This is a genomic window from Sanguibacter suarezii NBRC 16159, assembly GCF_001552735.1.
In the GTDB taxonomy this organism is placed as follows: domain Bacteria; phylum Actinomycetota; class Actinomycetes; order Actinomycetales; family Cellulomonadaceae; genus Sanguibacter; species Sanguibacter suarezii.
This window is the reverse complement of record NZ_BCRT01000021.1, coordinates 347,733-361,702: the sequence shown is the minus strand read 5'-3', so window position 1 is coordinate 361,702 and position 13,970 is coordinate 347,733. Positions and strand designations below refer to the sequence as shown.

The 13,970-nt window shown below is 60.9% G+C and carries 11 protein-coding genes, 4 pseudogenes and 1 other annotated feature; of the genes and pseudogenes, 13 read left to right on the top strand and 2 right to left on the bottom strand.

The window, feature by feature from the left end:
* Window positions 1-321: 321 nt before the first annotated feature.
* Window positions 322-528, bottom strand: a complete 207-nt coding sequence (locus SS2_RS17645; protein ID WP_066465532.1) for a hypothetical protein — start codon at window positions 526-528, stop codon at window positions 322-324.
* 207 nt (window positions 529-735) lie between these two features.
* On the opposite strand from SS2_RS17645, the gene SS2_RS17640 reads away from it, so the two are divergent.
* The 8 genes and pseudogenes from SS2_RS17640 (at window position 736) to SS2_RS17120 (ending at window position 6,664) form a co-directional block, all read left to right on the top strand.
* Window positions 736-1,374, top strand: a complete 639-nt coding sequence (locus tag SS2_RS17640; protein ID WP_169796316.1) for a glycosyltransferase — start codon at window positions 736-738, stop codon at window positions 1,372-1,374.
* A gap of 356 nt (window positions 1,375-1,730) precedes the next feature.
* A pseudogene (locus SS2_RS18315) lies at window positions 1,731-1,898 on the top strand (DapH/DapD/GlmU-related protein); the annotation flags it as partial.
* A gap of 16 nt (window positions 1,899-1,914) precedes the next feature.
* Window positions 1,915-3,213, top strand: coding sequence for a hypothetical protein (locus SS2_RS17470; RefSeq protein WP_157607370.1), 1,299 nt, complete (start codon window positions 1,915-1,917; stop codon window positions 3,211-3,213).
* 101 nt (window positions 3,214-3,314) lie between these two features.
* Window positions 3,315-4,549 (top strand): IS3 family transposase gene (locus SS2_RS15055; protein WP_245643620.1). Its coding sequence is split into 2 segments (ribosomal slippage): window positions 3,315-3,594 and window positions 3,594-4,549, totalling 1,236 coding nucleotides; the frame shifts between segments, so codons are not numbered across the junction.
* Window positions 3,593-3,706: a sequence feature (AL1L pseudoknot), on the top strand. (Overlaps the previous gene by 114 nt.)
* 42 nt (window positions 4,550-4,591) lie before the next feature.
* Window positions 4,592-4,807, top strand: a pseudogene (locus SS2_RS17130) (transposase); the annotation flags it as partial.
* Window positions 4,804-4,923, top strand: a pseudogene (locus SS2_RS18310) (IS3-like element ISAar45 family transposase); the annotation flags it as partial. The pseudogenes SS2_RS17130 and SS2_RS18310, both read left to right, overlap by 4 nt.
* Before the next feature lie 102 nt (window positions 4,924-5,025).
* Window positions 5,026-5,868, top strand: coding sequence for a glycosyltransferase (locus SS2_RS17125; RefSeq protein ID WP_169796315.1), 843 nt, complete (start codon window positions 5,026-5,028; stop codon window positions 5,866-5,868).
* On the top strand, window positions 5,858-6,664 hold the full coding sequence (locus SS2_RS17120; protein ID WP_083942289.1) for an SGNH/GDSL hydrolase family protein: 807 nt from the start codon (window positions 5,858-5,860) through the stop codon (window positions 6,662-6,664). Before SS2_RS17125 ends, SS2_RS17120 begins: the two co-directional genes overlap by 11 nt.
* A 317-nt stretch (window positions 6,665-6,981) precedes the next feature.
* Here SS2_RS17120 and SS2_RS15040 read toward each other — a convergent pair.
* Window positions 6,982-8,306: pseudogene (locus SS2_RS15040) on the bottom strand (ISL3 family transposase).
* Between the two features lie 457 nt (window positions 8,307-8,763).
* Between SS2_RS15040 and SS2_RS17115 the strand changes: the two are divergent.
* From SS2_RS17115 to SS2_RS15020, 5 genes are all read left to right on the top strand, one after another.
* Window positions 8,764-10,044 carry a glycosyltransferase family 4 protein gene (locus tag SS2_RS17115; RefSeq protein WP_083942288.1) on the top strand — a complete coding sequence of 427 codons (1,281 nt, stop codon included), beginning with the start codon at window positions 8,764-8,766 and terminating at the stop codon, window positions 10,042-10,044.
* Window positions 10,045-11,076, top strand: coding sequence for a GDP-mannose 4,6-dehydratase (gmd, locus tag SS2_RS15035; RefSeq protein WP_066465517.1), 1,032 nt, complete (start codon window positions 10,045-10,047; stop codon window positions 11,074-11,076). It begins immediately after the preceding gene.
* The gene (locus SS2_RS15030; RefSeq protein ID WP_066465516.1) at window positions 11,061-12,056 is read left to right on the top strand and encodes a GDP-L-fucose synthase family protein; all 996 of its coding nucleotides are present in this window, start codon (window positions 11,061-11,063) and stop codon (window positions 12,054-12,056) included. The genes gmd and SS2_RS15030 overlap by 16 nt, the downstream gene beginning before the upstream one ends.
* 81 nt (window positions 12,057-12,137) lie before the next feature.
* Entirely contained in the window at window positions 12,138-13,454 is a 1,317-nt protein-coding gene (locus tag SS2_RS15025) for a UDP-glucose dehydrogenase family protein (protein WP_066465515.1), read from the top strand.
* Between the two features lie 127 nt (window positions 13,455-13,581).
* Window positions 13,582-13,965 (top strand): cold-shock protein, encoded by a 384-nt coding sequence (locus SS2_RS15020; protein WP_066465514.1) that lies wholly within the window; start codon window positions 13,582-13,584, stop codon window positions 13,963-13,965.
* Window positions 13,966-13,970: the final 5 nt, after the last annotated feature.

The window sequence follows — 13,970 nt, the reverse complement described above, 5'->3', positions numbered from 1 at the left end:
TGTCGCCGGGTAGGGTCCTCACCCCGGGGTTTGTGGCGACGCACCGGACCGGTTGAGATGCGGGCGCGGTCTGCCCGGTGAAGATGGGAATTAACACACGATCATCAATTCCGGAAAGATTGCCCAAAACTGAACTTAGCGTATGTAACGAGAATTCCCCTATGATCCTGCGTAAGTCAACGGCTAAAAAGTGCGTGCTGGCATGTACGGCGGGCGCTTGGATGGAGACCTTGTGCGCAGCTTCCCCAGCGGTGGTTGCAAGCGCATTCAACTACTCAGAAGGAAACACTGATCATGAGAACAGCCGTTATATTGGCCGTGCTACCTGACTATCGAGGCAACTTCCTTAACGAGCTTTTGGCGCTTTCGAGAGATAGCGGCGACGAAATTGAGATCGCCGCAGGCGATAAGCATCTCGACATCACAGTTCAAAGCGCTGGGTTCAAGGGAGTCCGGCACCTCGAGAACCGCCATTTGCTCGGCCATCGGCTGCTTTGGCAAAAAGGCGCTCTGAGTCGAGCCCGGCATGTCGACACTATCGTCGCTGACCTCAACCCTAGGTCCCTGACCGCGTGGGCACTAATTGCGTACGCACGAATAACGAGAAAGCGAATCCTGTTGTGGGGCCACATGTATCCGCGACGGGGGCCAGCAGCGCGAACGGCCCCGTTGCGTAGAGTGATGCGTCGATTGGCCACGGGGTTGATAGCCTACACTTGGGACGATGCTCGAGCAGTGCTTAAAGATGAGCCTTCAGTAGCGGTCTGGGTTGCGGCAAATGGCCTATACCCTGTGGATGCACTCGGCTGGGACGAGACGACGAGCCGCTTCCGTCTCCTCTATGTAGGTCGGATGGAGCCAGCCAAGAAGCCCGAACTGCTCCTAGACGGATTCGAGAGAGCGCTCCGCCACTTGCCGGAAGAGGTCAGGCTGACATTTGTGGGGGGAGGATCGTTGGCTGAGAGAATCGAATCCAGCTCTCACCAACGAGGAATTTCAACGCGCGTCGACACACTAGGTCACATCGCCGACTATGATGTTCTTAAGCAACTCTATTCAGAGGCGTTTGCTTCTGCTTCTCCCGGCTATGCTGGCCTCAGCCTTACCCAGTCGCTTGGCTTCGGTGTCCCGATGATAGTTGCGGATCGAGAACCGCACGCACCTGAAATCGAACTCATGAACAAGGACGTGGGCGTTCACTTTCGAGAGGATGACTCTGAAAGCCTATCCCGGGCTATTGTCGAACTTTGGCGCACAAGGGCTGCGTGGAATCACACCGGAATCGTTGAGTCGGTGGCGCGAAGCTACTCCTCAACCGCCATGGCTCAAGGTTTCTTTTCTGCCCTTCAGGACGATCCGAAAGGACGATTGTGATTGCTCGTGACCGCGGAAGGCTGGGAAGTGTGCCGGGAGGATCGGCTATTCGAGCCGTATGGCAGAAGTTCGCAACGCGCCTGACTGTCTTTGGCGATGTAACACTTGGCCAGTCAGTTCGTATAGGATCTGGTACGATCATAAGATCTTTTCATGGACTTCACATCGAAGATGATGTCGCTATAGGTAGAAATTGCACTATCGAAGTTGCAGGAAGAATTGGAAGCAAGACTCTAATCGCTGCCAACGTTGGTATTGTGGGGCGTTCCGATCATGCTATCGATGAGATCGGCATAACTATCCTGGAGGCGACATGGGTGGGCGACCGCGGAGCCTCACCTAGTGACCGAATCGATATCGGAGAGGGTGTTTGGATTGGCTACGGCTCCGTTATCCTTTCTGGCATTTCTATTGGAGATGGAGCAGTAATTGGTGCCGGATCGGTGGTAACTCGGAACGTCGATCCGTATACGATCGTAGGAGGGAATCCCGCATCACTTATCCGGCAGCGATTCACAAGAGAGGTTGGCGTGCAGGTGGATGACTCGCTCTGAACCAAGATTGATCGACGGGAGACGCGACATCTATTTGCGCCGCGTTGTCAGCCGCCCGTACTTCCTGTCGGGTTGCGTGCTCGCGATTGTTGGCGCAGTTGTGGCAGTGACGATGGGCGGCGATGTGCTGATAGCACAATCGCTGCTGGTTGCGGCCTTCATACTGCTCTCCGCCGTAATATGTGGCGTTCGTGGAACGCTTGCTGCGCTTTGCATTCTAGGAATCCCGCCGGGAGTGTTCGGCGAAAGCTCGCTATTGGTGGCGCTTTGCGGGGCGGCGGGGCTATTGGTCATCATCTGTACATATCCGGCCGCGAAGAGCCCTCGTTTAGCTACATCCGTTGCCGTTGCTGGCGTCTTTTCTTGCTGCTTCATTGCGATGCTTCTAGTTGGTCAAGCGCAAGTTGGGGCTCTTTATGTCTTGATCGGCATATGTGCAATGCTCGTGATGCAACGGACGGATTTTACTCGAGACGCCTGTCGGGGATTATCTCTGGTCCTTGGGACGCTCGCCTTTTCGTATTTTACGACGGTTATCACCGGCTTTCCAAGTGGTCCCGCCCGGGTGGTCGAGGTGGGCGAACGGCTGGTGTTTGTGTATGCCCCCGTAACTCTTTCTAGCGCCGGTCCACCTCTTATCGAGGGCACGCGCAGATTCGCCCCACTGGTCGGTGAGCCTGGGTTGACCGTTTTTCTCCTCATTCCATTGCTGACGGCTGCTTTGACTCTTCTCCAGCGAAGGGCGCATAGGATCCTTGCTGTAATCTCGCTTTCTTTCGTTGCGCTAGCCACACAATCTTTTGGGGTGTATGTCGCCTTCCTTGCGGGTTTGGCCCTTTATGTGTGCCTGTGGCTATCGAAGAGGGGTCGGCAACCGTTGTTGGCGATGCTCGCCGGGTTGGGGCTGCTCGCGGTGGGCTTGTGGTTCTCGATGCGATTGATCTCGGAAAAGGGCTCGCTGGCACCAGAATCCGTCTCCGACCGCGGGATTTTCGAGTCGACTGCGGCAACGTCTGCTTCGCTTGGGAACATTAACCTTATTGTCGCTTTTCAGCATTCTCCAACTCTAGCCGCGACTCTCTCAATTGCGCTGGTGCTAACAGTCCTGATTGCGGTTCGCCATCCATTCGGCTTAATGCCACTAGTTATGTTCCTGGTTACCGCAGTCTTTTCTCAGCCTATTCAGTGGCAGGCTGGCGGCTGGCTGCTGCTTGTCATGGCGATCTCGATTTCTATCGGTCCCGCTGCGGAAGGATGTTCTGAACTACGCTCACATCGGACCTGACTCGCGCCAAGGCCTTCTTGGTGTCATAGTGCGGGCGTGGGGCGCAGGGTGTCTCGTACCGGGTTTGATGGAGGCTCTCATTCCACGAAAGGATGAGTGTCATGGCAGCACCGAGGAAGTACCCCGAGGAGCTTCGGGAACGAGCGATCAGGATGGCCGTGGATGCCCGGCGAGACCCGGCAGCCCGGCCTGGCGCTGTGCGCCGCGTCGCGGAGCAGTTGGGGATCAACCCTGAGACGCTGCGAGGATGGGTCAATCAGGCTGAGATCGATGAGGGGGATCGGCCGGGCACATCGACGGCGGATGCGCAGCGTCTTCTTGAACTGGAGCGTGAGAATCGTGAGCTGCGCCGGGCGAACGCGATCTTGAAGTCGGCGTCGGCTTTCTTCGCGGCGGAGCTCGACCGCCCACACACCAGGTAGTCGCCTACATCGAGGCCACCAAGGACGAGTTCGGGGTCGAGCCGATCTGCACGGCGTTGCAGGTCGCCCCGAGCACGTACTACGCGGCCAGGGCGCGCCCACCCTCGGCGCGTTCGGCCTCAGATACCTCTATGACCGCGGTCATAGAGGAGGTCAACACGGCCAACGACGGTGTCTACGGAATCCGCAAAGTCCACGCCGAACTCCATCGGCAAGGACGCGCGGTGGCGCGCTGCACGGTCGGCCGGCTCATGAAAACGGCTGGGCTGCGTGGGATCAGCCGGGTGAAGGGGCCACGCACGACCGTCCCTGGCCGCGGCCCTGACGACCGTCCGGACCTGGTCAAGCGAGCGTTCACCGCGACCGCACTCGACCAGCTGTGGGTCGCCGACATCACCTACTGCCGGACCTTCACCGGGTGGGTCTACGCGGCGTTCGTCACCGACGTGTTCTCCCGGCGCATGGTCGGCTGGCAGTTGTCGACGTCGCTGCGCACTGACCTCGCCCTGGACGCCCTGGAGATGGGGATCTGGACCCGCAAACGCGAAGGCCGCGACCTGTCGGGCCTGACGCATCACAGCGATCGAGGCGTTCAATATGTCGCTATTCGCTACACCCAGCGCCTCGCCGAAGCATGCGCCGTCGCATCGGTCGGCACGACAGGCGACTCCTACGACAACGCCCTCGCCGAGGCCTTCAACTCCCTGTTCAAAGCCGAGCTCGTCCGCAACAAAGGCCCGTGGAACGGCATCGACGACCTCGAGATCGCCACAGCCGAGTACATCGACTGGTTCAACCACCGACGCCTACACGGGGAGATCGGCCTGATCCCACCCGCCGAACATGAGACCAACCACTACCGTCACAACCCCGCCTCGGCTACCGTCGAAGCGTCAGTTCCGAGCCTCCACTAAACCCGGTACGAGACAGTCGTTCCCGAGCCGCGCGACCAACGCGCCAATTGCACCCGGCGCGGATCGCGCGGGGGACGACCCGTCAGCTACGACCCCGTCCTCTACAAGAACCGCAACGTCGTCGAACGCTCCTTCGCCGTTCTCAAACAATGGCGTTGCCTGGCCACCCGCTACGACAAACTCGCTGTCATCTACCGCGGCGTAGCAGTCCTGGGAGCCATCATCGTTTGGCTCCGCACATCAGGAGACACGCCCTAGCGATCATCACCTGGATCGAACGCACCTGCCGCCGCCGCAGCCAAGCCCGCCTCGGCCGATTGACCCCCATCGAATACGAAGCCATCATGACCACTCAGGTAGCACTCGCAGCCTGAAACGAACTGTCGCCGATTCGTGCAGCAGACCCCACGTCGCCCGAGGGCCTGAGCGCACCGTGGTGGTACCTGCCGATACGAGGACCAGATATGGTGGACCGCATGTCCGCAGCATACGACCACTTCATACTCACGCGGTTCAACTTGCGCTACGGTGCGGATCCAGCACCCGAGTCGTGGCTTCGTCACCGACTCGGCTATTTCGAGCGTGTATGTCTTCCGTCTGTCTCATCGCAATCCGGTGACTTCCGATGGCTGATCTTGCTGGACGAGGAGCGAGAGGACTGGTTCGATGATGAGATCTCTCGGCTTTCTAAAGTCGGCTGCGGCTTTGAGCCGATCTGGATCTCGGGTATGCCCACAGCGGCTGACCTCGTCGCTCCCGCAACAGCAAGGTCAGAGGCTGTCCACATCCTTACAACGCGTCTTGACAACGACGATGCGATCGCTGATGGCTTCGTCGTGCGTGTGCAGGGACAGTTCACGGGCCAGGATCGCGAGTTCATCAACTTTACAAACGGCCTCCAGATGGCCGACGATGGTCGGCTCTTCCATCGCTCCGATCCGTCGAATGCTTTCATGACTCTTATCGAGCGTCGTGAGGATGCAGTGGGGGTGTACGTCGACTGGCATGACCGCCTCGCGACGCATGGGCCCGTCACTCAGGTTGCTGTTGAGCCCATGTGGTTGCAGGCGGTGCACGACCGGAACATCGCAAACACGGTGCAAGGCATCAGGGCGCGACCGGGACTCCTTGCGGAGCGGTTTACAGTGACGGTCAACGCGGCATTGGTCGGACGCCTCGAGTTGCTGCGCAGCCAGGTAACGTCTATTTGGCGCCTCGGTGTCCGTATAGTACAGAAGCCAAGTCGTATGGTCTGGGCAGCGAAGGTTGTCGGGGCGCGCGTCAATAACGTACTAAGGGGCGCCGCCCATGGCCGGTAGCCTGGTCGCTCTTGGCGACAGCATCGTAAATGGGTTCACCGTCCCGTTAGCGAACATCCCTTCGATGGGTTTCGGGCACTGGGTTGCCGAAGCCGCGGACTGCTCGTACACCCGTTATGGACGGGGAGGAGCCACCTCCGAGGTGGTCGCAGCCGAGCTAGCCTTCCTGGTCGCTACCACCTACGACTATGCGGTCGTCTCGGTCGGTACGAATGATGCCCTCCAGGGGATTCCGCCGGAAATACTCCAGGCGAATGCCTCCTTGATCTTGCACCGGCTCCAAGGGGTAGCCAACCAGATCGCCGTAATTACGGTGAGATCCGCTGATCACACAGCCGCACTTCGGCGCGCCGCGACGGAGGTTGGCACCGGAGTGGTCGTCGTCGACGGCACCCTCAGTGGTGCCCTACTGCTCGGTCCAGACCGTATCCATCCCACGGCGCTCGGCCAGTTGCTGATCGCTGATCGTGTAGCTACCGCATTTGACCTTTCAGTCTCACCGTCTTCGATGCGCGTTCAGAGCCACGTTCCGCTGACCTATTATCTGCGTCACGGGATGGCGAGCGTGAAGCCCGGATTGAAGCGGCTGGCTAAGTTGGCGCTTCGTAGGGGCGTATTTGGTTCCCGACCATGGCCGCGCCCTCAGTGTCAGGGCCCCGAAACTGCAGGGCCTCGGCAAAGTCGTGTTTCAGCAGGTCAGCAGGAGCGTGATGGGCCTGGTGGCGTCGCGGGCATGATGTCGCAGGGGCTGGGCGGTGTTGGCGTGGCCGGCGAGGCGGATGCGACTGATCGCTGACGAGCGCAAGGTCGCCATGACGCGGGGGGGTACGTTGCCGGTGCGGATTTGGGAACTGTCTTCGTCGAGGGTGACATCTCGGGCCAAGTGCAGCCGGTTTTCGATGGAGCAATGCCCTTTGACCAAGGTCGCAATCTGATCGGGTGAGGCCTCGTGGGCGGTCATCGAGGTGATGACGTAGACGACTCGACGCTCTTCTTGCCCTTCTCTGTGCGCGTGCGTCGCAGCTGGGCGACCTAGACCCCGCCGGGGAAGTAGAGGACCTGCTCGGCGACTCTGACCTGGGCCTAGGGCGTGTCTCCTAAGGGTTTGAGGGCTCATTGCAATCCAGAGTGTAGGAGCGGTCTGAATCCGCCGGTCTCCAGGAGTGATCTGGCGATGTAGTTGGTGAGGTTGCGGAGGCCGAGGGAGGAGCCGCGGAGGTGCTCGAGGCGGCCGTTGATCGCCTCCGGGGTCCGTTGCTGGTGCCGGGGCGATCGAAGTAGGCCAGGATGTCGGCTGCTCATTTCTTCAGCGTGCGCCCGAGCGTGACGATGTCCGTCAATGCGGTGGGAACGCTGGAGCTGACCGTGTCGATCAGGGCTTGCATGAGGTCGCGGCCACGGGCGCGGTCGGGTTCCTGGTAGGCCGCGACCATCGCCTGGTAGGTGCCCCAGGTCGCTTCGACCTCCACGTGCTCGTCGTCAGCGAACACGGAGTGCAGGCGTGCCTGTTGGCGTTCGGGGAGTAGGTCGGCGCCGGTGTGCAGGATCCGGCGAGCGCGGTAGAGCGGGTCGTCTCGACGTCCGCGGTGGCAGTGCAGATCGCGCTGAACCCGTCGGCGGCAGCGGTCCAACGCGTCGCCCGCGAGGCGGACGACGTGGAACGGGTCTATGACTGGGACCGCGTCGGGCAACTCTTCGGCGGCCGCCATCTTGAACCCGGTGAAGCCGTCCACAACGACGACCTCAACGCCGGCCCGCCAGAGATTAGGGCGGTCGGCGAGCCACTGTTTGAACACGGCCTTGGATCGGCCTTCGACCGTGTCCAAGAGCCGGGCGGGGCTCGTCTTCTCGCGGATCGGGGTCAGGTCGACAATGACGGTGACGTACTTCTCGCCCCGGCGGACATGTCGCCAGACGTGCTCGTCGACCCCGATCGTCGTCACTGCTTCGAAGCGGTGGGGATCGGCAATCAGGAGGCGACGACCTTCGGCCAAGACAGCGGTGTTGGCGGCGTTCCAGGCAACCGCGAGGCCTTCGGCTACCCCGGTGACCGTCAGATGTTGCACGACCAGGCCTTCCAATGCCCAGCGAAGACCGCGACGGGAGATCTTCGAACGCGGCTCGGCCGCGGCGCTGGTGTACTAACGCCACACATGAGAGAAGCCCGCGCACTGGTAGCGGCGCACCGTGAGCACGAGCGTGGCCGGGCGCCAACCCAGAGGTTCGTGCGCGAGCTCACGAGTGACGCTCTCTCGAGAGATCCCCTCGCACCTGCACCGCCGGCACCACTGATCAGGTTCGGTGACCCGGCACGCCAACACCGCCCGGTCAGGCCCGAGGTGCTGCCCAACGGCTTCGAGGCCCAACTCGTCGAGGCGACAGAATGTGCTCAGGTCAGGGCATGTGAAGGTAGCGACAGCAGGTCCCAGACCAGCCATCCCAAGACGCACAGTCAGACACGTCTTCCGGATAGGCAGTGTGAGAACCTCCATCATCGGAAGACCTCGACCGCTACCTGCTCAACGACACGCCGCGGCTGGCCTGCCCCCGACTACACCCTCGATTGCAAGAGCCACAACCCACCGGCTACGGCCCTACTTGGCGACTGTGCCGAGGCGCCGATCCCGGGACCGCCACGCCTGACCCCGCTGCACTCTCAACTGCGAAGAGCTATTGCACGCGTGTACTTGGGCTCACTATCTCGAAGCTGCTCGTGTACGACATTAAAACGCCTCACTGCGCTCAACCGCGTGTCTCTGCTAAACCCTGGGGACCAGGGCGATCTAGGCGACTAACGCTCGGCTCTTCGTCGCTGAATCGCTGCCGTCTGGAGACGTGTGGCAGCATCGCGCGTCCTGCCAATGAGCGTCTCCGGCTCGTCTAGTTTCGTGTACAATGCAGGCAATGAAACCCGCACCGCTCCGAATCCTAATAATTGGTCTGAACTACCGACCTGAACCCAGTGGTAGCGCTCCCTATACAGCGGGGCTCGCCGAGGGGCTCTCGCAAAGGGGGCATGAGGTTCGAGTGTTGGCGGGCTTGCCCCACTACCCCCAATGGAAGCTTGTTGAAGGCTACAGAGGTCGTCGGCGAAGCGAGGTTATTGATGGGGTCCATGTGACGCGATTCCGTCATCCAATCCCGGCTAGTCCGACTTTAGCCTCGCGCGTAGCTATGGAAGTAATCTTTGGTGTCCAAGCCGGACTCAAAGGATGGAAGGGCGCTGACGTCGTTATTGCAACGAGCCCGGCGCTAATATCTTCGTCGATTGCATCGGGGTTCTTCCGATTTAAATACAGACGGCCAGTGATCGGATTTTGGATCCAAGATATTTACTCAAAAGGCGCACAGGAAACGGGCCAGCTAAACGGACGTTTTGCTGGTATTCTTGCGAAGTTCGAATCGCGGACTTTGCGACTCGCAAACGGCGTGGTGGTCATTCACGAACTCTTCCGAAGTCAACTGGTTGACGTAATGGGGGTCAAGCAATCGTCGGTTCGTGTGATACGCAACTGGTCACACCTGGAGGATCATGCTCCGGTGAATCGAGTGGCGACCCGTGCGCGTTATGGTTGGAGCGATAGCGATGTTGTCGTCTTGCATACAGGCAATATGGGCGTGAAGCAAGGGTTGGGAAATGTCGTCGAGGCTGCCAAGCTCGCTCAAAGTCGCTCATCAAGGGTAAAATTTGTGCTCCTGGGGAATGGTAACCAACGGCCCGCGCTCGAGCGATCCGCGTCGGGGCTTGAGAAGATCTCCTTCATCGACAGCGTTGGAGACCGCGAGTACCAGGACATGATGCGGGCAGCCGACGTGTTGCTCGTGAACGAGTTGGTCGGTGTGGCAGAGATGTCTGTGCCAAGCAAGTTGACCTCGTATTTCACCACTGGTGTTCCTGTCCTCGCTGCCACGGCGCCAGGTGGAGCGACAGCTAGCGAAATCGCTGCATCGGGAGGTGGAATTCGGGTCGAGGCAGGGGATCCGCTGGCGTTGTTGATTGCCGCTGAGGATCTGGGCCGTACCCCTCTCCTGGCCAGCGCTCTTGGGGAGTCAGGAAGACGCTTTCGTGAGGAAGTTTTGACCGAGCGCGCGGCGCTGGACCAGTTCGAGGATTGGCTGTACTCTTTGACGGCAGAGTCCCGTTCGTCACGCCCCCTAGATAAAGTGAGTAGTTGAATGACAAAGCGCGCGTTGATTACTGGAATCACGGGTCAGGATGGTTCCTACCTTGCGGAACTGCTGCTTAGCAAGGGCTATGAGGTTCATGGGCTGATTCGGCGGGCATCCACGTTTAATACCGCTCGAATTGATCATCTCTACGTCGATCCCCACGATCCCGCCGCGAAGCTGTTTCTTCACTATGGCGACCTGAGTGATGGCTCTCGACTCGTCACATTGATGTCAGAGATCCGGCCGGACGAGGTATACAATTTGGCCGCACAGTCGCACGTTCGCGTGTCCTTCGATGAGCCGGAGCATACTGCAGACACCACTGGTACCGGCACGGTACGGCTCCTGGAAGCAGTTCGACTCTCGGGGATCGCTACCCGCTTCTATCAAGCGTCGTCTTCCGAGTTGTTCGGCGCTACCCCTCCTCCGCAGAGTGAGACCACGCAGTTTTATCCCCGATCTCCTTATGCGGCCGCTAAGCTCTACAGCTACTGGATTACCAAGAATTATCGGGAAGCGTATGGCTTGTACGCCGTAAACGGCATCTTGTTCAACCATGAGTCGCCTCGCCGTGGAGAGACGTTTGTCACTCGAAAGATCACACGTGCTGTAGCAGCGATTAAGGCCGGCCAGCAGGAGCATGTGTATCTCGGTAACATCGACTCGATTCGAGACTGGGGCTACGCGGCCGAGTATGTTGAGGGTATGTGGCGCATGCTGCAGGTCGACGAGCCTGACGATTACGCACTCGCCACCGGCGTCGGGCTCACGGTTCGCGACTTCTTGGAGACGGCCTTCGAGCACGTGGGGCTGAACTGGGAGGATCACGTGAGGTTCGATGAGCGGTACTTGCGCCCCACCGAAGTCGATGCGCTCATTGGAGACCCAAGCAAGGCGGCCGAAAAGTTGGGCTGGAAGGCCACTGTTGATGGACACGAGCTTGCCAAGTTGATGGTCGACGCAGACGTTAGCGCGCTTGAGAACTCGGGCCGCCCTTGGATCGACACCGTGAAGCTCGCGTCTTGGGGGCACGAGTGACTACGCGATCCCAGGACGTTTACACGCCAGGACCGTTGGACCGTGCCGGGACCTTCTATGTTGCTGGTCACAGAGGGCTCGTCGGGTCGGCGGTCTGGCGCTTGCTGGAAGCAGAGGGCTTCCACAACTTGGTGGGCAAATCATCTAGTGAGCTGGACCTCAAAAAGCGTGAAAGTGTCTTTGAATTCTTCGAAGAGGTCAAGCCGCGATATGTGGTAGTCGCAGCAGCAAAGGTCGGTGGGATTCTGGCAAATAGCACCATGCCCGTCGACTTCTTGTCGGACAATCTCCGAATCCAGACTAATGTGCTTGATGCAGCTCTCGCGCACGACGTCGAGCGCGTCCTATTTCTTGGTTCTTCGTGTATCTATCCCAAGTTTGCAGAGCAGCCCATCCGAGAAGACTCGTTGCTCACGGGTCTTCTTGAACCGACCAACGATGCCTATGCGATCGCGAAGATCGCGGGAATCTTGCATGTGCAGGCGGTGCGACGTCAGTACGGTCTGCCGTGGATCAGTGCCATGCCGACCAACCTCTACGGGCCGAACGATAATTTCTCTCCAACGGGATCGCACGTGCTTCCGGCTTTGATCCGGCGGTATGACGACGCAGCCCGTTCGGGTGCGGGGTCTGTGACCAACTGGGGGACGGGAACGCCGCGCAGAGAGTTTCTGCACGTAGATGATTTGGCAAGCGCTTGTCTGCACCTGCTTGAGCACTACGACGGCCCGCAGCAGGTAAATGTGGGGACAGGCGTCGACGTGAGCATCCGTGAGATCGCAGAGACCGTCGCACGGGTAGTCGGCTACGAGGGGCGGACTGCCTGGGACACGTCGAAGCCCGATGGAACGCCGCAGAAGCTCCTCGACGTCACGCTGTTGGCAGAGGCGGGCTGGCGCTCGAAGATTTCGCTTGAAGACGGACTGAAGTCCACTGTGGACTGGTACCACCAGCATGCAAGTGAAGTCCGTGGGAAGTAGCGCTGCTGACGCGGTCGTGTGAGAAGTAGTCCTGGATGAGGGTGCGGACGAGACGCACCTGCTAGCGAGAGCGGTACTCAGATGCGTATCTCAGTGATCGGTTGTGGCTACCTCGGTGCCGTGCACGCTGCCTGTATGGCAGACCTCGGACACCACGTGGTCGGCGTGGACGTCGATCCAGGCAAGATTGCCGCGTTGGCCGAGGGGCGGGCACCCTTCCACGAGCCCGGCTTCCCCGAGCTGCTCGCTCGCGCCTTGGACTGCGGTCGCCTCACGTTCACCACCGACATCGCCCGCACGGCCGATGCTCAAGTCCACTTCGTCTGCGTCGGAACCCCCCAACTCCCAGGCAGCGACGCAGCAGACATGACCTACGTCGACGCCTCCGTCACGGCACTAGTCGAGCTGAACAAGGCGAGCGGACGCACCCCCATCGTCGTGGGCAAGTCCACCGTCCCGGTCGGCACCGCCGCCCGCCTCGCCGCCCAGCTCGAGGCGGTCGGCTCCACGCTTATCTGGAACCCCGAGTTCCTGCGCGAGGGGTACGCAGTCAACGACACCCTGTCCCCGGACCGCATCGTCTACGGCCTCCCACAAGGCCCCGCCGGTGAGGCCGCGCGCGAGGTCCTCGACGAGGTCTACGCCGACCAGCTGCGCCGCAAGATCCCCCGCCTGACAACTGACTACGCCACCGCCGAGCTCGTCAAGGTGGCCGCCAACTCCTTCCTCGCCACGAAGATCTCCTTCATCAACGCCATGGCCGAGATCTGCGAGCTCACCGGAGCGGATGTCACCCAGCTGGCCGGTGCTATCGGCATGGATGACCGGATCGGCAAGAAGTTCCTCCAGGCTGGCGTCGGGTTCGGGGGAGGGTGCCTGCCCAAGGACATCCGCGCCTTTACCGCCCGCGCCGACGAGCTCGGCGCCCACGACTCCGTCGGGTTCCTCCGTGAGGTGGACAAGATCAACCTGCGCCGCCGCGACCGCGTGGTCCACCTCGCACAAGAAGCGCTCGGAGACAGGCTCCCCGGGGCGAAGGTGACCATCCTCGGCGCCGCGTTCAAGCCGCACTCCGACGACCTCCGTGACTCACCCGCCGTCGAGGTCGCAACTCGGCTGAGCGCGCTCGGCGCCGACGTGGTGGTCACCGACCCCGCAGCGCTCCCACCGCTCGCGCGCCTGCACCCGACCCTCAAGCAGGCCGAGCAGATCGACGGCGCGCTCAAGGGGGCAGACCTCGTCGTGCTCGTCACCGAGTGGCGCGAGTTCGTCATCCTCGACCCGGTGGAGACAGCCACGCTGGTCAACGCCCCCGTGATCATCGACGGACGCAACGTCCTCAACCCTGCCAAGTGGCGTTCTGCCGGGTGGACGTACTACGGCCTGGGCCGTCCGTGACGCGCGCGGGGCGCGCCGCTGGTTAGGCGACTGGCCCGTTCTGCGCGGATAATGATCGAGACTCACTGTTGGGCTCTGGTCCGATACCCTGTGAGGTCATATCCCGACGAGCACTCCGAGGTTTCACGTGCCCACCGGCAAGGTCAAGTTCTTCGATGCAGAACGCGGTTTCGGTTTCATCGCCAGCGATGACGGCGAGCAGGTGTTCCTGCACGCCTCCGCGCTGCCTGAGGGCGTCACTGCGCCCAAGCCGGGAGCCAAGGTCGAGTTCGGCGTGGCCGACGGACGCAAGGGCCCGCAGGCTCTCTCCGTGACGTTCCTGGACCCCGTGCCCTCGGTCGCCAAGGCGCAGCGCAAACCCGCTGACGACATGGCGGTCATCGTCGAGGATCTCATCAAACTCTTGGACGGCTTGGGGAACTCGTTGCGACGGGGACGCTACCCAGAGAAGGCAGCGGCGACCAAGGTCGCCACGGTCCTCCGAGCCGTCGCGGACGACATCGAGGCGTAGAACAC

What these genes read in the sequence shown, in the direction of transcription:
- SS2_RS17645 (WP_066465532.1), bottom strand. Translation starts at nt 528, where the DNA reads ATGCCGGGCTCGACTCAGAGCGCCTTTTTGCCAAAGCAGCCGATGGCC.
- SS2_RS17115 (WP_083942288.1), top strand. Translation starts at nt 8,764, where the DNA reads ATGCAGGCAATGAAACCCGCACCGCTCCGAATCCTAATAATTGGTCTG.
- SS2_RS17470 (WP_157607370.1), top strand. Translation starts at nt 1,915, where the DNA reads ATGACTCGCTCTGAACCAAGATTGATCGACGGGAGACGCGACATCTAT.
- SS2_RS17125 (WP_169796315.1), top strand. Translation starts at nt 5,026, where the DNA reads ATGTCCGCAGCATACGACCACTTCATACTCACGCGGTTCAACTTGCGC.
- gmd (WP_066465517.1), top strand. Translation starts at nt 10,045, where the DNA reads ATGACAAAGCGCGCGTTGATTACTGGAATCACGGGTCAGGATGGTTCC.
- SS2_RS15025 (WP_066465515.1), top strand. Translation starts at nt 12,138, where the DNA reads ATGCGTATCTCAGTGATCGGTTGTGGCTACCTCGGTGCCGTGCACGCT.
- SS2_RS17120 (WP_083942289.1), top strand. Translation starts at nt 5,858, where the DNA reads ATGGCCGGTAGCCTGGTCGCTCTTGGCGACAGCATCGTAAATGGGTTC.